Annotated in this window: 17 protein-coding genes; 7 read left to right on the top strand and 10 right to left on the bottom strand. The window is 35.0% G+C overall.

Features of this window, described 5'->3' with window-relative positions; all coding sequences use genetic code 11:
• Positions 1-134 precede the first annotated feature (134 nt).
• The 4 genes from C7381_RS01325 to C7381_RS01310 all read left to right on the top strand — a co-directional run bounded on the left by C7381_RS01325 (position 135) and on the right by C7381_RS01310 (position 4,817).
• Positions 135-1,865 (top strand): ABC transporter ATP-binding protein/permease, encoded by a 1,731-nt coding sequence (locus tag C7381_RS01325; RefSeq protein WP_116479622.1) that lies wholly within the window; start codon positions 135-137, stop codon positions 1,863-1,865.
• Positions 1,855-3,507 carry an amino acid ABC transporter ATP-binding/permease protein gene (locus tag C7381_RS01320; RefSeq protein WP_165803548.1) on the top strand — a complete coding sequence of 551 codons (1,653 nt, stop codon included), beginning with the start codon at positions 1,855-1,857 and terminating at the stop codon, positions 3,505-3,507. Before C7381_RS01325 ends, C7381_RS01320 begins: the two co-directional genes overlap by 11 nt.
• A 286-nt stretch (positions 3,508-3,793) precedes the next feature.
• Entirely contained in the window at positions 3,794-4,336 is a 543-nt protein-coding gene (locus C7381_RS01315; protein WP_034546335.1) for a CD3073 family putative ECF transporter S component, read from the top strand.
• Positions 4,326-4,817, top strand: a complete 492-nt coding sequence (locus C7381_RS01310; protein ID WP_116479620.1) for a CD3072 family TudS-related putative desulfidase — start codon at positions 4,326-4,328, stop codon at positions 4,815-4,817. Before C7381_RS01315 ends, C7381_RS01310 begins: the two co-directional genes overlap by 11 nt.
• A gap of 452 nt (positions 4,818-5,269) precedes the next feature.
• Here C7381_RS01310 and C7381_RS01305 read toward each other — a convergent pair whose 3' ends face one another.
• The 3 genes from C7381_RS01305 to C7381_RS01290 form a co-directional block, all read right to left on the bottom strand.
• Positions 5,270-5,629, bottom strand: a complete 360-nt coding sequence (locus C7381_RS01305) for a DUF488 domain-containing protein (protein WP_081935458.1) — start codon at positions 5,627-5,629, stop codon at positions 5,270-5,272.
• Positions 5,630-6,266: 637 nt separating this feature from the next.
• Complete coding sequence (locus C7381_RS01295) at positions 6,267-7,322, bottom strand: DMT family transporter (RefSeq protein WP_034546330.1); 1,056 nt, start codon at positions 7,320-7,322, stop codon at positions 6,267-6,269.
• A 187-nt stretch (positions 7,323-7,509) separates the two neighbouring features.
• Entirely contained in the window at positions 7,510-7,767 is a 258-nt protein-coding gene (locus tag C7381_RS01290) for a type I restriction endonuclease subunit R, EcoR124 family (protein WP_281261744.1), read from the bottom strand.
• Between the two features lie 126 nt (positions 7,768-7,893).
• On the opposite strand from C7381_RS01290, the gene C7381_RS01285 reads away from it, so the two are divergent.
• The 3 genes from C7381_RS01285 to C7381_RS01275 all read left to right on the top strand — a co-directional run bounded on the left by C7381_RS01285 (position 7,894) and on the right by C7381_RS01275 (position 10,651).
• Positions 7,894-8,898, top strand: coding sequence for an alpha/beta fold hydrolase (locus C7381_RS01285; protein WP_116479619.1), 1,005 nt, complete (start codon positions 7,894-7,896; stop codon positions 8,896-8,898).
• Positions 8,899-9,009: 111 nt separating this feature from the next.
• On the top strand, positions 9,010-9,519 hold the full coding sequence (yfcE, locus tag C7381_RS01280; RefSeq protein ID WP_116479618.1) for a phosphodiesterase: 510 nt from the start codon (positions 9,010-9,012) through the stop codon (positions 9,517-9,519).
• 94 nt (positions 9,520-9,613) lie between these two features.
• Positions 9,614-10,651 (top strand): threonine aldolase family protein, encoded by a 1,038-nt coding sequence (locus C7381_RS01275; protein ID WP_116479617.1) that lies wholly within the window; start codon positions 9,614-9,616, stop codon positions 10,649-10,651.
• A 106-nt stretch (positions 10,652-10,757) separates the two neighbouring features.
• Here C7381_RS01275 and C7381_RS01270 read toward each other — a convergent pair whose 3' ends face one another.
• From C7381_RS01270 to C7381_RS01240, 7 genes are all read right to left on the bottom strand, one after another.
• Positions 10,758-11,687 (bottom strand): copper amine oxidase N-terminal domain-containing protein, encoded by a 930-nt coding sequence (locus tag C7381_RS01270; RefSeq protein WP_165803547.1) that lies wholly within the window; start codon positions 11,685-11,687, stop codon positions 10,758-10,760.
• A gap of 164 nt (positions 11,688-11,851) precedes the next feature.
• Complete coding sequence (locus C7381_RS01265) at positions 11,852-13,006, bottom strand: alginate O-acetyltransferase AlgX-related protein (protein WP_165803546.1); 1,155 nt, start codon at positions 13,004-13,006, stop codon at positions 11,852-11,854.
• Positions 13,007-13,015: 9 nt separating this feature from the next.
• Positions 13,016-14,338 (bottom strand): MBOAT family O-acyltransferase, encoded by a 1,323-nt coding sequence (locus tag C7381_RS01260; protein WP_342748604.1) that lies wholly within the window; start codon positions 14,336-14,338, stop codon positions 13,016-13,018.
• 75 nt (positions 14,339-14,413) lie between these two features.
• A complete protein-coding gene (locus C7381_RS01255) occupies positions 14,414-17,194 on the bottom strand; it encodes an LTA synthase family protein (protein ID WP_116479613.1) in 2,781 nt (926 codons plus the stop codon).
• A gap of 115 nt (positions 17,195-17,309) precedes the next feature.
• Positions 17,310-18,662: a branched-chain amino acid transport system II carrier protein gene (brnQ, locus tag C7381_RS01250; RefSeq protein ID WP_116479612.1), complete on the bottom strand. Its 1,353-nt coding sequence runs from the start codon at positions 18,660-18,662 to the stop codon at positions 17,310-17,312.
• Positions 18,663-18,815: 153 nt separating this feature from the next.
• A complete protein-coding gene (locus C7381_RS01245; protein WP_116479611.1) occupies positions 18,816-19,040 on the bottom strand; it encodes a hypothetical protein in 225 nt (74 codons plus the stop codon).
• Position 19,041: 1 nt separating this feature from the next.
• Positions 19,042-19,611: a hypothetical protein gene (locus C7381_RS01240; protein WP_116479610.1), complete on the bottom strand. Its 570-nt coding sequence runs from the start codon at positions 19,609-19,611 to the stop codon at positions 19,042-19,044.

Here is a 19,611-nt window from a genome sequence, read left to right as displayed (position 1 = left end):
TTTCATATTACTCAGACCATTTCAATTTCTCCGCACAATTTCAAAACATTAATACATATATAGAATTTTTGATTATTTTATGCTATACTTTAGTTGATTAGCTTTAGCTAATCAATTTTTTTAAGGAGAAATAAATGCTAGATAAATACTTATTTAAAGCTATTGGCAATGCCAAGAAATATATTAGAAACAGTGTCTTTATGATGATGCTTAGGGTAGTCGGAACCGCCCTATTTGCTTATGCTTTCGGTACATTTGCTGAGAGTTTATACAAAAATAGCCCCATAGATTTAGAAATTCCTTGTATTATACTGGCGTTTGGTATATTGATCAGAGTTTTTGCACTATACAAAGTTACCGATTATCAATCCAATATAATCGGTGAAGTTAAAGGTAAGTTGAGAGAAAGACTGATCACAAAAGCGGTTTCAATCGGTCCTTCATATAAGGAAAAGCTCTCAACTTCAACGCTTATAAACTTGGGTTCCGACACAATCGAGCAGTTGCAAAATTATTATGGACGATTTTTACCGGAATATTATGGGGCTTTTGGAGCAAGTCTTGTAACTTTTGCAGTGTTTTTTTACTTAAATTGGAAACTTGGAATTTTATTTTTATTTTTAATGCCTATTATTCCCCTTCTGCTCAAATTTATTTTGACAATGGTTGGAAGGATGCAAAAAAAATATTGGCGTAAATATCAAGATGTAGGCGAGCTATTTCTAGATAGTTTACAAGGTATAACTGCTTTGAAAATTTTTAAAGCAGACTCTAAGAGAGCGGATGAACTAGACAAAAAGGCGGAAGACTTCAGAAAGGAAACCATGCGTATTCTTGCAATGCAATTGAATTCCATAACTCTTATCGAATGGATTGCATACGGTTCTTCCATTGCATGCATTTTTATGGCTATTAATATTTTCGTAAAAAACAATTTAAGTTTGCACTTATTAATTATGATTCTTATCATGTCGATGGATGCTTTTAGACCTATGATTACTCTTACTGCAAGTTTTCATGTAGCAATGACAGGAGTTGCCGCCGGAAAAACTCTTATGGAATTTTTAGAGCTTCCTGAAGATCAAAGACCGGATACTTTCCCACAAAACGATAAAATTAATTTAAAAATAGAAAAACTTTCATACTCATATCCTGATGGAGATTCGTATGCCCTAAACAATGTCAACATAGAGTTTCCGGATCGAGGTTATATTGCACTTGTCGGTGAATCCGGCTCCGGTAAGTCTACAATTGCAAAAATTTTATCCGGAGCAATGAGAGCAAAAGAAGGCGATGTTTTTGTAAATGACATTCCTTACAGTCAAATTAATTCTGCTTCCATTGCAAAAAACATTAATAGAATTACACACAATGCTCACATTTTTGAAGGTAGTATTTTAGAAAATCTCGTTATGGCAAAAACAGATGTGAAAAAAGAAACTATAACAGACGCTTTAAAAAAAGTGAATCTCTACGATGAAATCACGACTAAAGATGGTCTTGACGCAATGCTTACAAGCGGTGGACTCAATCTTAGCGGCGGACAAAGACAAAGGCTTGCTTTAGCAAGGGCTATGATTGAAGACTCAAAAATATTTATTTTTGATGAAGCTACAAGCAATATAGATATAGATAGCGAAGAAATTATTTTAAACAATATTAAAGAAATAGCCAAAGATAAAACGGTAATCATTGTCAGCCATCGCCTTTCTTCAATTAAAGATGCAGACAAAATTTATGTTATGGCAAACGGCTGCTTGGTTGAAGAAGGCGACCATAATAGCCTAATGGCAAAAGGTGGAGAATATAAACGCATATATGATGCACAAGAAAATTTGGAAGGAGCTTTTACAAATGCAAAATAAAACAAACGGATTAACAGTAATACGAAAATTACTTTCCCTCGTAAAGCCCCTAAGCAAATACATGGTTATTGCCGTAACAGCTGGAGTTATTTCCTTTTTATTTTACACAGCCATAAGTGTGTTGGCGGCAAATTTAATAGTTAAATACATTGATGGTGGCAATAATATCGCTCGTATAATAAAAATTATGATTGGTGCCGTGTTGTTGAGAGGGCTTTTCCGCTATCTCGAACAATATATGAACCATCTTATTGCATTTAAAGTTTTGGCATTACTCAGAAATAAAGTTTTTGCAGCAGTTCGTAAATTGGCACCCGCAAAAATCGAAATGATGAATAAAGGTGATTTGATTGCAGCGATTTCATCCGACATGGAGTTGTTGGAAGTTTTCTATGCACACACCATTTCACCTGTATGTATCGCAATAATCACAAGTATAATTTATGCCTGCTATCTTTCTACGATTTCTCCGGTAGCAGCAGCTATTATGATTATGGGGCATATTGCGATTGCTGTAATCTTACCGATGATATTTTCAAAACATGCAAGTGCTGCTGCCGCTAAAACAAGACATAACCTCGCAATGATCAGTTCAAGTTTTTTGGACCTCTTGAGAGGTCTCGGAGAAATAATCAGCTTTGCATATCAAAAACAAGCTGTAAAAAAAGTAAATGAGCTCAATCATAAATTAAAAACCAATCAAGATATTCTCATTAGACAACTGGCTATACTTCTTGCACTTGTTGATCTTCTTGAAGTTTTCATAACGGCAATTATATTCGCCGTGCTATCAATGACAGGACTCGACGGTAAATCTGCTTTTATTGCAGCAGTTCTTGTGTATTTCAGCTTTGGAGCAGTGCGAGCAGTTGCATTACTAGGAAACGGTCTTTCGCAAACTCTTGCCTCTGCACACAGAGTTATGGGAATTTTGGAAGAAAAACCAATGGTTCAAGAAATTATCGGAAAGCATAATCTAAAGAAAAATGAAATTGCAAACTACAGTGGAGATATTATCGAAATAAACAATATTAATTTTGCTTATAAAGAACGTGCCATTTTAAAAGATTTTTCCACATCAGTAAAAAATCATGAATTCATCGGCATACAAGGACCTAGTGGATGTGGCAAATCAACTCTACTAAAACTTATAATTCATTTTTGGAATTTGGACAGCGGCTCAATTAAAATTGCCGGACATGATATTTTGGATATCAACACTGCATCTCTTTACGAAAATCTCAGCTACATGACCCAAACAAGCGAATTTTTCGAAGGTAGCATACGAGACAATCTCCTAATTGCGAAACCGGATGCATCTGATGATGAAATTAAAGAGGCACTAAAAAAGGCATCGATTCTCGAATATGTTGAGGGACTTAAAGGTGGACTTGACAGTCCTATAAAAGAATTAGGCGACAATTTCTCCGGCGGCGAGAAACAAAGACTTGGACTAGCAAGATGTTTTTTGAAAGACGCAGAAATATATTTATTTGATGAACCAACAAGCAATCTGGATGCATTGAATGAAAGCATAATTTTGAATTCGATTAATCAATATATGAAAGAGAAAACCATAATTATGGTTAGCCACAGAACATCTACACTAAGAATATGCGATAAAATTATACAAATGTTATAAATACAAGCCATAAAAATAAGAAAATTGAGAAAAGACCCAATGGATTTCTTAAGTTCAAAAATATATACTATAAGAAATATGAATAGATGAAAATATTATAATAGCATGTCCTTTTTATCTGAGTAACCAATAAAAAGGGCATTTTTATTTATATTTTAAACATTAATATATATTCATTTAATTGAACTTGTCTATATTAAAATGTTCTATATTGAAATTTCCTATACATATACATTTATATTATCAAAGTGATATAATATAGTTATAATAAAAAGGAGGTCTCATTATGAGCAATAGTAAAAAATTAGCCTTTGCCGGTATTTCTATCGGCATTAACATTGTGCTTGGAACTATCGTAGGTTGGATTTCTATTCCACTGCTGTTCCTTGACACTGTCGGAACAATACTCTCAGCTGTTGTACTCGGACCATTATATGGTATGGCTGTAGGCGGCATAACAAATGTTGTGCTCGGATTTATATATAATCCAAAAGACATTCCATTTGCCCTCGTAAATATTGCCATAGGTCTTATAGTCGGACTTATAGCAAAGAAATTCAGATTTGATCTTAAAACCGCAATTATTACGGGATTAATCTTGGCAGTTGTAGCTCCTGCAATCGGAACTCCAATAGCAATTTATGTATATGGCGGTATTACCGGGGATTTTAATGACGTATTATTCACTGCTTTAAAAAATGCAGGTAAAGATATATTTTCAGCAGCATTTATTCCAAGAATCACCAGCAACATCATCGACAAAGTAGTATCTTGCGTTTTGGTTGCCGTCTCATACAATAGATTGAAAGGAGCAATCAATGGACGTTAGGTCCAAAAAAGTTGTCCTCGTCTCTCACTGCATTTTAAATCAAAATTCAGTTGTTAACGACCTGGCTCGCGCAAAAGGTGCTTACAAAGAAATTGTCGAAACAATTATGGATGGCGACATCGGAATCCACCAACTGCCCTGTCCTGAAATGATTCATCTTGGAATGGAAAGGCCATCAATGACAAAAGAACAATATGACACCGAAGATTATCGTAAACTTTGTCGGAGCCTTTCCGACCACACAATCGCAATAATTAATAACTATTTAAAAAATGATTATAAAATTGTCGGTATAATCGGAATAAATCATAGTCCAACATGTTCTATCAAATGTGGCGAAGGGGTTTTTATGGAAGAGCTGCTAAAAAAATTAAAAAATCTCGGCTTAGAAATACCTACCACTGATGTATCGACAGCATATGTAGAAGGCGGCGACAACAAATTAGAAATTGACGAACTAAAAAAATTTTTAAATAAATAAAAATAGGCTCTACAATCTTTTTATTTTAAACCAAAAGATTATAGAGTCTTTTATTTTAATCAAATTTATTTAGTTGCTTCATAAACTTCCCTACAACCCGACAAAAACATCCACAAGATTTTGTACTTTATAAAGCACTTCTTCTTTTTTCTTTTCTCTTGCACCTTTACGTCTTGATGTAGATGGTAATATACTGTCGTGTTCTTCGCCATTGTTTTAAGCAAAGCCTTCGGCTATAGATTTATTTTATAAATTTTTCTGCATTAAAACGAAATATAAAACCCTCCTATCAAAATTACATAAATAATAAGGACCACACGCCGCTTACTTTAAAGATATTATACCGTATAAAAAATAAATATGATAACCCCAATAAAAAATGAGGCCCCAGCCCCATTTTTATTTTATCAAAGCAACTAATAAGCTTTTAGTAGTTGATGATTTCTATTAAATTACTCTTGCAAAAATTTTTTCAAAACCTGGACATGATTAATCTCTGGATCCTTGGCTGCGTAAATCAAAATTACATTCTCAGTTTTTAAAATGTTTTTTACATGGATTTTAAATTTTTCCGCTTCAGGATTTTCCTCCAGCTCTTCCAAATAAAGTTTGGAAAATTTTTCAAAGTTTTCCGCCTTATGTGCAAAAAATTTTCTTATTTGTGTAGAAGGAGTAATTTCTTTTGCCCATTCAAAGGGCTCTAAACTTTCTTTTTTAATTCCCCTGGGCCAGAGCCTGTCGACCAAGATTCTCCTGCCTTGGCAAGTATCATCTATATCATAGGCCCTGATCATTAGTAATTTTCCAGCCATATATTCATCTCCTAAGCTTTTAATTTATAATATGCAAGGCCCAAAAGACCCCTGCCTGTGTGTACTGCTAGTGTTGGTGCTATCTGCTCTTCAACGTAAATCTTTGCTCGATCAACTTCACAATTTTTTTAATAATAAATTAAAACAATTGCTCCCTTACTTATTTTTCTAATCTTCTTTCAACCTTACAGCATCTAATTCTTTAATTATAAAATCTTAACCCTTTCGGTTTCTCTATCGTCAATTTCAAAAGAGCCGTCATTTACTTCTTCAATTCTTTCCATAAGTTTCCCAAGCAAATCAAGCATTTTATATTTATCCTTTTTCTATTGTTCTTTGTCAAAATATACGTGTTCTTCATTATAATTAATTTTATAATAGGATGAATATAAATCCGAAATTTCATCATTTAGATTTTGAATATATTCGTCATCATCAACTACATATATTCCAGTAACTAATTCTTTCTTTTTGTATCATATATATCCTTCCAAACCAGCCCGGATATTTAATCTAGAATTATTAATTTCTTCATTATCTTGAACCGCTTTAACTGAAATTATCTTCTTTTGTGTTCCCGTTATTAACATTATATAACAATATTTAGCTTTATTTGTCTTAATAATATTAATAGTATTTATACTTTATATTTATGTGCTGCAATATGCTCATCACTGAACAAAAAATCTGCGTGATTATGATTGTGTGTCTCCTCATTTATAAAATGAGAATGCTCATGCAAATGAGTAATAATATGTTTGTGCGTTACTCCGTCATGTGTATGAACAATTGTATGAGTGTGCGAATGCAAATGTTGTTTAATTAAAGTGTCATATACGACAAATGCAGTTCCAATAATCATAAATAATAAACCGGCATAATACATATTATTTAATTTTTCACCATTAATTAAAAATGATAAAAATGTCCCTACAAACGGTGCAACTGCATAATAAGCACTTGTTTTAGCCGCTCCTAATTCTCTCTGTGCTCTTACATAAAGAAATATACTGAGGCCGTAAGATATAAATCCCAACAACAAAATAAAAGCAATATATTTCGCCGCAGGTACTTCCTCTCCTATAATCATTGCAATAGCAAGTGAACCTCCACCTGAAAAAATTCCCTTCAGCAGAACAATCTGATAAGTGCTTTTCTCAGAAATTTTTCTCGTGCAATTGTTTTCAAGACCCCAACAGCATGTTGCAAGAATTACGAAAAACGAACCGACGGAAAATTTAAAACTGCCGCTGCCTTCAAATGAAAGTAAAATACTCGAAAAAGTAATAAACCAAATAGCCGTCCACAATCTTTTAGAAACTTTTTCTTCAAATAAAATCAAGGCAATGAGAGTCGTTGAAACTATCTCAAAATTTCCAAGAAGAGACGCGTTCGATGCCGTTCCGAGACTTATCCCAAGCATTAAAAATATCGGTGCCGCAATATCCAAAACCACCATTCCAATGGCATAAATAAAGTCGTCACTTGAAAGTCTATCCGACTTTTCTTCATATTTATAATTAAATAAATACATAAAGCCGACGCCAAGACCGGCACCAATATACAAAAACGCCGCCATAAATGTCGGCGAAACATACTCCAATAACAATTTTGAAAAAGGTGTATTGATTGCATAAAAAACAGCCGCCAGCAGTGCTAAACAAATCGCCCATACTCTACTTTCACTTTTCAAAAATATATCCCCCTATACTAAATTATCACTGTTTAATCCATTTTTAGCTTTGTAAAAGTTGTATTTTTCATCATGAAAAATAGTAGAATTAAAAAATCTTAAACACCGGAAGAAAAAACTTCCCTGTTTTAATTATATCATAAATCGGAAAATTACACGACTATTCCACTATAAAAGCAAGACTTCCCTAAAGCCCGACAAAAACATCCACAAGATTTTGTATTTTAAAAAGCACTTCCTCCTTCTTCTTTTCTCTTGCGCCTTTCCGTCTTGAAGTCGGCGGAATTATACCGTCGAGTTCATCCCCGTTATTTTCGGCAAATCCTCTCGAAATCGATTTTTCAATAAATCTCTTTGCATTTTCATTAAGATTTTCCTCAACTATTAAATCATTGATACTTTTAATTTGTTCTTCGATTTTTAATCTTGTCGTTGTCTGTTTTATTTTTATGTATCCGTTTTATTTTGTTCCTTGCTTTTCGGCGTTTTTTATATTACTCCTCTCCTGTTTTTTTCTTTCCAATTCGGGTAAATCTATAGATATACATTAGTTTATCCGGGAGATGTTTTTATGCTTATTTTAGCAATTATATTTTTAATTTTGTTTGTGCCGCAAGTTTATTACGCTTTTAAGAGGAAAAGATATAAGTCGCTCGATATGGCGAGCAAGTTTTTCAAGAGAATGACAGTCCTTAAAGAAGACGGTTATGAGGAGATGTATCTTACAAATACTGACGGGGCTGATGTTTTTGTGAGAGTTTTATCGTGCGAAAATCCAAAGGCTGTTGTGCAATTGGTGCACGGAGTTTCGGAGCATTCCGGAAATTATATGGAGTTTGCAAGATTTTTAAATCAAAACGGCTATATCGTTGCTATTGATGACCACAGAGGGCACGGGCGTTCCATTTCGAGTGCTTATCCGAACGGTTATATGAATATGGCGGAGGAGCTTGTCGACGATGAGATTATGATTGCAAATTATATGAAGGATGAATATCCGAATCTTGAGCATTATATGATTGGACATTCTATGGGGTCGATGATTGCAAGGCTTTTTTTAAGAAGGCACGACGATATGCTCGACAAGTTTATTGTTATGGGGACGGTGCCGGTAAACAAGTTTTCATTTCTCGGTGTATTTTTCTTAAATATTGCTTGTTTTTATTTGGGCAGCAAAACCGAGATTAGGCTTATTAACTCAGTCGTCGGTGCAAGCGGTCTCGATTTTATAAGTTATGACAGAGAAAATATTGAAGTCAAGTCGAATGATCCGTTGAGAATTTTCAGATTTAAGCTCGGCTATACGAGAGCGCTTATAGATTTAAACAGAAAGCTTGGAAAAAAAGCAGATTATGAATGCAAAAATCCGAACTTGAAAACTTATAATATGGTGGGAGCCGAAGATATTATTACAAAGGGCGAAAAAGGTGTCGCCGACAGTTTGAATTTTTTAAAATCCATCGGATACAAGGATGTTTCGAGCAAAAGTTATGAGCATATGAAACACGAGATTTTGTGTGAAACGAATAAAGAGGTTGTCTATCATGATATTTTGAATTTTTTTGACGAAAAATAGAATAGCTTTTCGAATTTTTATTGAGCCGTTTTCGGCTCTTTTTAGTTTAGCTAATTTTGTTTTCTCTCATAAATGTTGTATAATATTATTGATTGATTTTTGGAGGTTTTTATGAGAATCGGAATTGTTAGCGATACGCACGGTGGATACAAGGATTTTATGACGGCACTTGAAAAGATGGGAGATGTAGATTTTATTCTTCATCTCGGCGATGTTTTATATCACGGTCCGCGAAATGATTTGCCGGGCACTTATGAGCCGAAGAAGCTTGCGGAGTTCATAAAGAATATGGACAATATCATTTTTGTGCGCGGGAATTGCGACAGCGAGGTTGACGAGATGGTCACGGATAAAAATATCCACGAGAATTTCAGGATTATAGATTTCGGTGACATAAGGATTTATGCGACCCACGGCCACAGGGAGTCGGAGGATGAGAGAGTCGCCGCTGCTGAAAACAAGTTTTGTGATTATTTGATCACCGGGCACACTCATATAAAAAAAGATGTGAAAACCGACACACTCCACATTTTAAATCCTGGTTCAACGACGATTCCGAAAGACGGTTCGCACTCTTGTGCCGTCATTGACGACGATGGTGTTCATTTTTATGAATGGTGATTTGAATCGCATTTCACTTGATTTTTTTCGCCCTTGGTATTATAATGGACTTAACCGATGAGAATCGATAATATTATTGCAAAGGAAAGGTAATATGATATTTCTAAATTGTGATTATAACGAAGGCTGTCATCCAAAGATTTTGGAAAGACTGGTTGAAACAAATTTTGAACAATGTTTAGGCTATGGAGATGACAAGTATTCAAAGCATGCAAGAGAACTCATCAAGAAGTCTCTTGGCACTGAAGATTGTGATATTTATTTCTTAGTTTCAGGCACTCCTACAAATGTATCAGCTTTAAATCAAATACTTAAACCATATCAAGCCGTTATGGCTCCGGACACGGCACACATAAATGTTCACGAAACGGGTATGCCCGAAGCATGTGGACACAAGATTTTAACTTTCCCAAATCAAAACGGAAAGATTACAATTGAGCAAATTGACGAGTTTATGCGCCAAAGAAATTTCGAAGCTGTTGTCGAACATTCAGTAGAACCGAAGCTTGTTTATATAACATACCCGACTGAAATCGGTACTCTTTACACAAAGAAAGAACTCGAAGATTTGCACAAATATTGCAAGAGTCACGATCTTTATCTTTACCTCGACGGAGCAAGACTCGGATACGGTTTGACCGCCGAAGATGGAGACATCACTTTTGAAGACATTGCAAAGAACTGCGATATGTTCTATATCGGCGGCACAAAGTGCGGTGCTCTTTTGGGTGAAGCGATGGTCATTATGAACGACGAGTTAAAAAAAGGTTTCAGATATATTATTAAACAAACCGGCCAACTTCTCGCAAAAGGACGTGCAGCCGGCATACAATTTGAAACACTTTTCACTGACAATTTATATATCGACATTTGTGCAAATGCAAACGCACAAGCTTGCAGAGTAAGAGATAAGCTAAAGGAAAAAGGCATCGAGTTTTTATATGAAACTTCTACAAACCAACAATTCCCTATCGTCCCGAATTCATTCCTTGAAGCGACCAAAGATGAATATGTATTCGACAAGACAAAAATCATTTCGGATGATTTGAGTGCAATAAGAATTTGTACAAGCTGGGCAACAAAAGACGAAAATATAGACAAGCTTATCGAAATCATAGATAAAAATTTATAAAATTTACGGACACATTTTGATGTGTCCTTTTTTTAATGAAAAAAATTTCTCAACAAAAATGGACCTGTAAATTAATACAGGCCCTGAGATTTTTTATGACTTTAATCTATAGAAATTCTATTTCATAGATTTCAAATTTGTCACTTGTCTTGGATGTTTCGTGGCTAACATTCGCCGACAAATATCCGTTTGCTCTTGCAGTCTTTGTTGTGATTGATTCTACTTGACCAGGTGTGAGAGTTGATGGAACTGCAAATTTTAAAGTCTTTTTGCCGTCTTTTGCAGCTTTTGTAAGACCCGCTTCGATTTCTTTTATCGAACCGAAATAAAGTCCGTCAGCTTCTTTTTTAACTTTGTCTATGTCTCCACCTGAAGCAGTTGTTTCTCCGCCCTTTTTGTCGTCAACCTTTTTGTCGGCCTTTGCCAATTCCGGAGCGTTTAATTTCTTTGCAAGCTCTGCAATATATGTGTCAACGTCAGCTGTTTTAACATCTTTCAAAGATTTGTATTCAAGTTTCTTTGCAGCAGCTAATGGTTTTACTTCCGCAACCTTGGTCTTGTTGTCCCACTTTACTTCATATCCTAGTGCATCACAGAGAGTTCTTAGCGGAAGATATGTTCTGCCTTCTTTTGCGTCGATAGTTGCCGGCACATCGAGTACATAGAGTTTTCCATTTACATAAAATGCCTTTTTGTCAACCGGGAAAATAATATTGCCCTTGTCGCCGTTGTTTATAACAACAAGTTTGTTTTCCTTGTCCCAATAGACTTTTTTACCGAGTGCTTTTAAAACATCGGTAACCGCCAAAGCACTCTTATTGTCAATGACCTTCGGTGCATATTTAAATTTGTAATCCTTGAGTTCACCTTTGTCATTCGGCACTTTCAAATTGAATTTTGAAACAAACTCACCCAATTTTGCAGGTGTCTTCTTTACTGCTTTCATCTCATCTATGAAACCTGCAGCCTTCAAGCTCATTGTAAACACCATAGTAAACGCAATTAAAATCGCAATAAAAGTAGTTCTCTTCTTCATAATAACCCTCCTTGATAAAATAAGATTTTCGTATTTCCACGAATATGAAAACATCACAAAATATCTTCTAATTATTATTACCCATATCTACTTAATTTAAAACACTAAATCGAAATCACATTGCGTTGAAAAGTTAAAAAAAGAGATGCTTTTGCATCTCAATTTTATTCTACTATTCCATTTTCTTCTCTGTTCAAATACATCAAATTATCCCTTATGCAAATCACAATGTCCGGGTTATATTCATCGACGATTTCAGTCAATGTTTTATTTTTTTGATATCTGAAATCAAAGCTATAAAAATTATTTGCATTTCTAACAAGAAGCGTTTCTAAAGGATTTGTGAAAGAGTCGCCATAAACAAGAATATTTGGCAAATTTTCTCTATGCGTAGCAATTTTTGTAAAACCCTTATCTCCGTTCATATAGACACCGTATCCGACCGCTCCGTCAAATTTATTTTCTTCCGGAAAAAATAGTTTGCTCAAAGTTTTTTCTCCGTCATCAAATCTTTCGAATTCAAAATCCGGGTTGTAGGTGTAATAGTCGTCGTTATATCCACCTACAAAAAAGAGTTTTCTTGAATATGAACCCTTAAACGGTTCCGGCATCTTTACAAGTTCTACATTGCCGTCAAGTTTAAATTCTGTATTTTCATTTATCTTTTGTATTATATTTTCATAAACATTTTTTGCACCGATATAAGAAAAATGGTGATCTGTTTTGGTGTATTCCATTTCTTTATCTTTTATAAATTCGCTCATTTTTATATTTGAGATATTATTTTTATTGAGTGCTGCAAAAAAATCTTTTTCAATGTTGTGCCATTCTTCATATTTGTTTAAAAGATATTTCGGATAATCATCTGAAAATACATAACTGTGCTCCGGCACGCCTACGTAAAGAAAATAAATTCCCTTGTCCTTCAATGCTTCGTTAAGACCTTTATAGCCTAATGTCATTTTTTCGAGGTCCTCTTTGTAGTCGTACGGCCACCATCTTTGCCAACGCGTCATATAGTGCTTATCTGATTTATAAATTCCATTCACAACCGGTCGCTTCAACAATTTAAGATTTAAAAATGTATCAAATTTCAAAATTCTGTTTCTGAGTTTAAAAGAGTCCGACAAATGCTCTTCAACATCTCCAAAGTAATTATTTTCAAAAACATTTTCATAATTTAAAGTCGGACATTCCTTAATATTTCGATTTTCAAAATAGAGAAGTCCTTTTTCATTTCTGAAAAATGTAATCATAAAGCACATTCCGAAAATAATCATGAGAAATCCTGTTGTTATAAAAAAATCTTTCTTTTTCATCGGCATCTCCTAAAATCTAAAATAAATAAATGGATTGTATGAACTACTGAAGAGAGAAACAATCGACAATATCAAAAGTATAAAATAGATTGAGATTGCCGGTATTGTCTTTTTCCCTTTTTCAAATGCCTTTAAAATATTCGCAGAAAAAATTATTCCCAAGAAAATTTCAATATAATATTCTTTTAAATAATAAGTCACTCCACCAATTGTCGGCTTCAGTCCCACGCTAAACATAGCTTTTAGGTATTTCAGAAGTAAGAAGCTGTTCTCCTCTTTAAAAATAACCCATCCGACAAGAATAACTATTAATGCATACAGATGTCTGAAAATTTCCGGCACTTTCTCAAATTTATTTCCAAAGACATATTTTTCAATTACGAGAAAAACAAAGAAGTATAGTCCCCAAATTATATAGTTCCACGAAGCACCATGCCAAAATCCGGTAAGAAACCATACAATAAACATATTAAGAATATGTCTCGGCACGGAAACTCTGTTGCCGCCAAGCGGTATATAGATATAATCTCTAAACCAGGTTCCGAGGGACATGTGCCACCTTCTCCAAAATTCCGTTATGCTCTTTGAAATGTATGGATAGTCGAAGTTTTCAAGAAAATTAAATCCGAACATTTTCCCAAGACCGATTGCCATATCCGAGTATCCGCTGAAGTCATAGTATATCTGAAGTGCAAACATAAGAACTCCGAACCAACTTAAAGGCACACTCAAATTATAGTTGCCGTTCAATTTAAATATTTCATCAGCAATTATCCCAAATTTATTTGCAAGTAATACTTTTTTTGAAAGTCCAACTATAAATCTTATTACACCGGTCGAGAATAAGTCAAGCGTTTCAACTCTTCCGTCTATTTCATCCGCAACGGTTTTATATCGAACAATAGGTCCTGCAATTAATTGAGGGAAAAGAGAAATATATAGTGCTATATCCAAAGGATTTTTCTTAACTTCCGCATTTTTCATATAAACATCAAACACATAACTCATACCTTGAAATGTGAAAAAGGAAATTCCAATCGGCATGTAGATGCTTTTCGTTTCAACACTGAAGTCAAAAATCTTTGAAAGATTCCCAACTATAAACATCAGATATTTGTAATAGAAGAGAATTGTAAGATTTAATATCACTACAATCGTGAGCGAAATTTTTCTTTGCTTTTCTCCTCCACTATTTACCGCAATACCTCCAATATAATTTATAAAAATCGAAAGAAGCATCACAACTATCGCTTTTGGCTCTCCAACAAAATAGAAGAATAAAGAGCCTATGAGAAGAACGAAATTTCTCCCGTATCTAAATTTTTTCGGCAAAATATAATACAGAAACAGTATTGTCGGTAAAAAATAAAATAGAAATGATAAACTTGAAAAAACCATATCTGCCGCCTAATACATATAAATTTGTTCTAACTCTTCGAGTTCATTCGGACCGACATTAAGGTCGAGAACTAGATTTGTAAAGCCCATTTTTGTCACAAATGAAACTTGACCCGGAGTTATAAGTTCAACCATGATTCTGTCTTTCGGAGGGTTCAGCTTTAGAAGTGCCCTCATAATTTCAACTTGTGAGCCGTCGGCGGTTAAATAAATTTTTATATTTTTATTTTCTTCCATAAGTTTAAAGAGTTCTGCAGGGTCACTGCTGTCCGTTAGATTTGTCGTGACTGAATCGCTATTTGCATCATAATAAACCTTGATTGGAACAAATTCATCGCCCGCCCTTTCGGAAATTTCTTGGAGGCTTGTTGCGAGATTGCCATCAGGAATTTTAAATTCTTCGCTCACAGTTTTTATCTCTGCTTTCGAATCGGTCGTTTCGATACTTTCAAAAGGAACTATTGCAAGTTCTCCCTCTTTTTCTTCGCCAAATTTTCTGAATGTTTGGTCTTTAAATTCTGTCAAATCTCCACCGTAAATTAATAAGTCCGGCATGCCGAGTTTGATTGATTTAACTTCGTCTTCAGTATAATCAGAAACATCAAGAAGAATGTTGTATCCGTTTTTCCTGTAGAAAATTTCTTCATACTCATCTTTCGAATTCGCTTTTATTATAAGGCTGTCATGATTTCCGCTGACAGTCTTTACAAAAAATGCAAATTCACGTGGGTCTTTTGTGTCTACGATGAATTTATAGTTTTTGTATTTTCCAAGCACATCTCCAAGGGAAATATATCCCGTTTTTGCCGCTTCGAAATTCATATTTTCGCCGTTTGGATTTGTGACATAGTAGTCGTCAAGCGTTTTATGGAGCGTCAAATAGAAATATTTGTATCCGTTTTGAATCGCGCCTTCAAGTTCGTCTTTCGTTTCGACAACAACTGCATTTGACGGCTTTTCATAAGCATTTGTAAGCTCGTCTTTGTTGCCTTTAGCCATAAGTTTTTCAATGCTGTTTGTGTCCAAAATTTTATTTGAAAGAGTGATTTCTTTTATCGCCTGTTTGTAGAGTTTCTTTGCTTCTTCGTTCGGCGGCGTTTCCTCGCCCGTCTTTCTATTTACGAGAGTTCCGTTTTCAAAAATTCCGTCTCTTTTCATCGTGAATATATAATCGTCGGAAATAAACGATCCCTTTCTCATATATCCTTCCGGAAAAGCGACACATGGATGATTTTTATCAAAAATATCGTGTCCGAATGTGATATATTTCGACGCATCGATGCCGAAAAGATTTAAAATTGTCGGCATAAAGTCGAGCTGTGATCTCACCGATTCAACTGTTTTCTTTTCTTGTAGTTGTGGCACATGAATGATTAACGGCACATTCATAAGCTCATCGAAATCGAATTTCTTTCCGATAAATTCTGCAACTCTTAACATCGCATCCGCTTCAACGCCGGTTATTCCGTGGTGGTCGCCGTAAAGTGCTATAACGGATCTGTCAAACATTCCGTTTTCCTTTATCTTATTCAAAAATTCTCCAAGCGCCTTGTCCGTATAATGAACAGCGTTTATATATCTAAAGAAAAATGTATCCTTGTCTTTGTCGAGTGCGCTTAAAGAGCCTTCATAATCCGGCATTTCGTACGGAACGTGGCTCGATAGCGTAATCAAAAATGAATAGAACGGTTCCGATTGTTTTGAAATAATATCAAAAGATTGTCTTAAGAAACTTTCGTCTGAAAGTCCCATTCCGACAGTGTCATCAAGATTAAAATCGTCCTCGGCATAAAACTTGTCAAATCCGATGTGCGGATAAACTCTGTCACGCATCCAAAAGTCTCTCTTGTAGCCGTGAAATGCATCTACAAGATAGTTGTTGTCAGCAAAAATTTTCGGAAGACCGTAGAGATATGTGTCGATATATGCCTCATAGGACTGCGCCCTCATTGTCGGATAGAGAGAGTGAAGACTAACGAACTCCGCATCAGAAGTGTTTCCCGCTCCGAGCATTTCGATATAATTCTTGCAATAAATGCTTCCCGTTTCCTCAATCAATCGATTTAAGTTCGGCGTGATTTCCTCGCCGTTGTATTCCCTTCCAATCACAAAATCATTCAAACTTTCGATTTGAATATGAATAAAATTGTCACCTTTTGCAATACCTGTGTATTCATTTTCATATTTGTCTTTGTTTAAATTATTAATGCTTTCAGAAACATCGTCCTCGTGTAGCTCGCCCGGCTTCGAAACGCTTTCCGCAATATCTCTTATGTGATAACCGAAGAGCGAAAGTTTTGAAGCCGACGCCATCTTTGAGCCGGAAAATGCAAATGCCGCAATCAAAACTGCAGCTACAACGCTGAGAGAAATATATCTTGGAATATAAATATCAAAAAAATTGTTTTTTAAAAACTTTTCGATATATCGCTTAAAATAAATATAGCCTGTAATCGGCAAATCCAAAATCAAAATGAGATTATTAATCTTAAACAATCTCTTAACGGCGTCTGTAACGCCGCCGAGATTTCCCGCGTGTCCAAGCTCGCTTATGACCGGCATGCGGTTGAAATATGAAAAATAAACCACATCCGCAAACATGATAAAACTTAAAATCGCATAAAGCACAAAATTTAAGACTCTGACTTTCTTACCTCTTTTTCTAAGAAGAATATAAAACGCGTTAATGACCGCAAAGTCCATCAAAAAAACTAACATCGGCGCAAATTGGACCTTGGTCTCCGTGTAAAACAAAATAAGTTTTAAAATAAGTAAAATATATAGTAACATATTCTCTCCATTTCTAAATCATTTTATAAAAATAATTCTACTACATATTAGTTATATAGTCAAGTTTAACGTTTTTACACAATAAAAAAGACTGCATTTTCTGCAGCCTTTAAAACTATGCTAAATTCATATTTGCAATATCAAGTTTTTCATTGTTTCTTAAAACGGTTCTATCGAGAATGAGTGCGATGACCATTCCTATAATTGCTGTGAACACCCAAGCAAAACCGTCTTTTCCGAGAGGGAGTTTATATAAGAAGTTTTGAATAATCGATAAGTTTTCATTTATAGCAGCAACTCCATAAAGAAGTCCCATTACAAGTGCACCATATGAACCTCCGATATAAACTGTTCTTCTTTTCATTTTGTGTCTGATTAAATTCAATAGTATTAAAACTATTGCGACCGGATATAAAACGCTCAAAATCGGAACTGAAAGTTTGATGATGTTGTTTACTCCCTTTACCGAGAGGAAGAATGAAATGATTGTTACAACTGTAACTGTAAAATTATATTTGATTTTTCCGTTACTCATTTCGCTGAACGTGTTTGCAATTGTTGTCATAAGTCCGATTGAGGTTGTGAGACATGCAAAGCACATTGAAATCGAAAGAAGTGTGCGTCCGAAAGTCGAGCCGATTGCTTCAACGAGTTTGATTGTTGCTTCGGTTCTTGCGATATCTTTAAATCTGATTGAGCCGGTTGCTCCGAGATATATAAATCCGCCGTAAACAATGAATAATCCAAGTGCTGCAATTATTGCCGCGCCGATTGTCGCTTTTTGAATTTTCTTTTCGTCTGTGAGCTTTGATTTTATAGACATTATTGCAACGCCCGCCATTGCAAAACTTCCAATTGCGTCCATTGTTTGATAACCTTCTCTGAAGCCCATTCCAAATGGATCCGGAACTAAAGGTTCACCCGGTGCACCGATTGGATTTATAATACCTTTAACAATAAGTGTTATCAATAGTATAAGAAGAATTGGAGTGAAATATTGTCCAATTATGTCGATTACTTTCGATGGTCTCAACACTAAAAAATATGTCAATAAAAAATAAACAAATGAAACTACAACTCTTGAAAGTGGCATCCCTAAAATTGTACCCCAATCAAAGTTTCCAAAAATCGGAACGATACCGATTTCAAATGTTGTTGCAGCTGTTCTTGGAATCGCAAGAAAAGGCCCGATACACATAAGTATAAGTGTGTTGAAAATAAGTGCAAATTTTTTTGAAACTATGCCTGTAAAGCTGAGCATGCTTCCCTTTGTGTTTGTAGTTGCAATGATACCCAAAAGTGGCATTGCAATTCCGGTGAATAAAAATCCAAGTGTGGCTATAGGGAATAATCTTCCGGTGTTGATTCCGATATTCGGTGGGAAGATCAAGTTGCCCGCCCCCAAAAACATTGCAAATAAAGCAAAGCCCGTCACCATCACATCTTTAATAGTGAATTTTCTTTCCATAATAGTAAAATACCTCCAATAAAAATATCTGTATTAGTTTTTAGCTTTACTATACTAATACTGTGTATAAAAACATGAATCCATGATTCATGTTCAATAAAAAGCAAGTTCGACCAAACTTGCGAGCAAAGTCAAACCCACTTTATATCCAAATTATTCGCCTTGTTCTTCCTTTTGTTTTCTCAAAGCTTCTTCTTGCATTTTGTGTCTTGTTTTAAGATCCATTGCATCGACCGATTCTTCCTGAGCTTTAGCTTCCACCGTTCTTAAAACTCTTTTTTCTGCTCTGACCGGAGTGTAAACCGTGTCGAGTTTTCCCATCAATTCGTCCAAAGTTCTGTATGCTTTTTGTCTTATTGCTTCAAAACGTTCTTCCATTCTAATCATCTTCTCCTTTAAATGCTATGACGAAAATCGCCATTAAAAATATGCTTGCTACAACAGGCACAATGAACATCCATCCATAGTAGTGTTCAACCCCACCGAAAATCGCTCCGGCGTTATTTATCATTTCCGCCTTGTCATCGAAAAATCCGAGCCAGTTTGCAATATGGTAAACCGGTGTGACGCTTATTGCTCTGAAACACACCAAATAAAGTGATTCAGTGAGTGCAATGTTTTTTATAATTCCCGGAATGTTCGGCCAAAGTATTGCCGCCACAATCGAAAATATATTCGAAACAAGCATAAACCAATGCATTCCAAAGAATGCTCTTTTAAACGAGATTCCTCTTTTAGAAATTTTTCTCGTATATATAAACCAAATTGCTCCGGTTACAACCGCCCATATTAATGATATTATATCACTTATTGTTGCAATTGTCGTTAGTCCGTAGTAAAGCAACGAAGACATAGCCGGAATTGCAAATCCGACAAACAAAAACATTCTGTCCGTTGCCTTTTCTGTGAACTGTGTGTGTAAAATTTTATCCTTTATATCTATATTCAA

Source organism: Ezakiella coagulans (genome assembly GCF_003096635.1).
GTDB lineage: Bacteria > Bacillota > Clostridia > Tissierellales > Peptoniphilaceae > Ezakiella > Ezakiella coagulans.
The sequence above is the reverse complement of the archived record's forward strand: the minus strand, read 5'-3'. Positions and strand labels throughout refer to the sequence as shown.

What these genes read in the sequence shown, in the direction of transcription:
- C7381_RS01255 (WP_116479613.1), bottom strand. Translation starts at nt 17,194, where the DNA reads ATGTTACTATATATTTTACTTATTTTAAAACTTATTTTGTTTTACACG.
- C7381_RS01310 (WP_116479620.1), top strand. Translation starts at nt 4,326, where the DNA reads ATGGACGTTAGGTCCAAAAAAGTTGTCCTCGTCTCTCACTGCATTTTA.
- C7381_RS01275 (WP_116479617.1), top strand. Translation starts at nt 9,614, where the DNA reads ATGATATTTCTAAATTGTGATTATAACGAAGGCTGTCATCCAAAGATT.
- yfcE (WP_116479618.1), top strand. Translation starts at nt 9,010, where the DNA reads ATGAGAATCGGAATTGTTAGCGATACGCACGGTGGATACAAGGATTTT.
- brnQ (WP_116479612.1), bottom strand. Translation starts at nt 18,662, where the DNA reads ATGGAAAGAAAATTCACTATTAAAGATGTGATGGTGACGGGCTTTGCT.
- C7381_RS01315 (WP_034546335.1), top strand. Translation starts at nt 3,794, where the DNA reads ATGAGCAATAGTAAAAAATTAGCCTTTGCCGGTATTTCTATCGGCATT.
- C7381_RS01265 (WP_165803546.1), bottom strand. Translation starts at nt 13,006, where the DNA reads ATGAAAAAGAAAGATTTTTTTATAACAACAGGATTTCTCATGATTATT.
- C7381_RS01325 (WP_116479622.1), top strand. Translation starts at nt 135, where the DNA reads ATGCTAGATAAATACTTATTTAAAGCTATTGGCAATGCCAAGAAATAT.
- C7381_RS01245 (WP_116479611.1), bottom strand. Translation starts at nt 19,040, where the DNA reads ATGGAAGAACGTTTTGAAGCAATAAGACAAAAAGCATACAGAACTTTG.
- C7381_RS01285 (WP_116479619.1), top strand. Translation starts at nt 7,894, where the DNA reads ATGCTTATTTTAGCAATTATATTTTTAATTTTGTTTGTGCCGCAAGTT.
- C7381_RS01270 (WP_165803547.1), bottom strand. Translation starts at nt 11,687, where the DNA reads ATGAAGAAGAGAACTACTTTTATTGCGATTTTAATTGCGTTTACTATG.
- C7381_RS01320 (WP_165803548.1), top strand. Translation starts at nt 1,855, where the DNA reads ATGCAAAATAAAACAAACGGATTAACAGTAATACGAAAATTACTTTCC.
- C7381_RS01305 (WP_081935458.1), bottom strand. Translation starts at nt 5,629, where the DNA reads ATGGCTGGAAAATTACTAATGATCAGGGCCTATGATATAGATGATACT.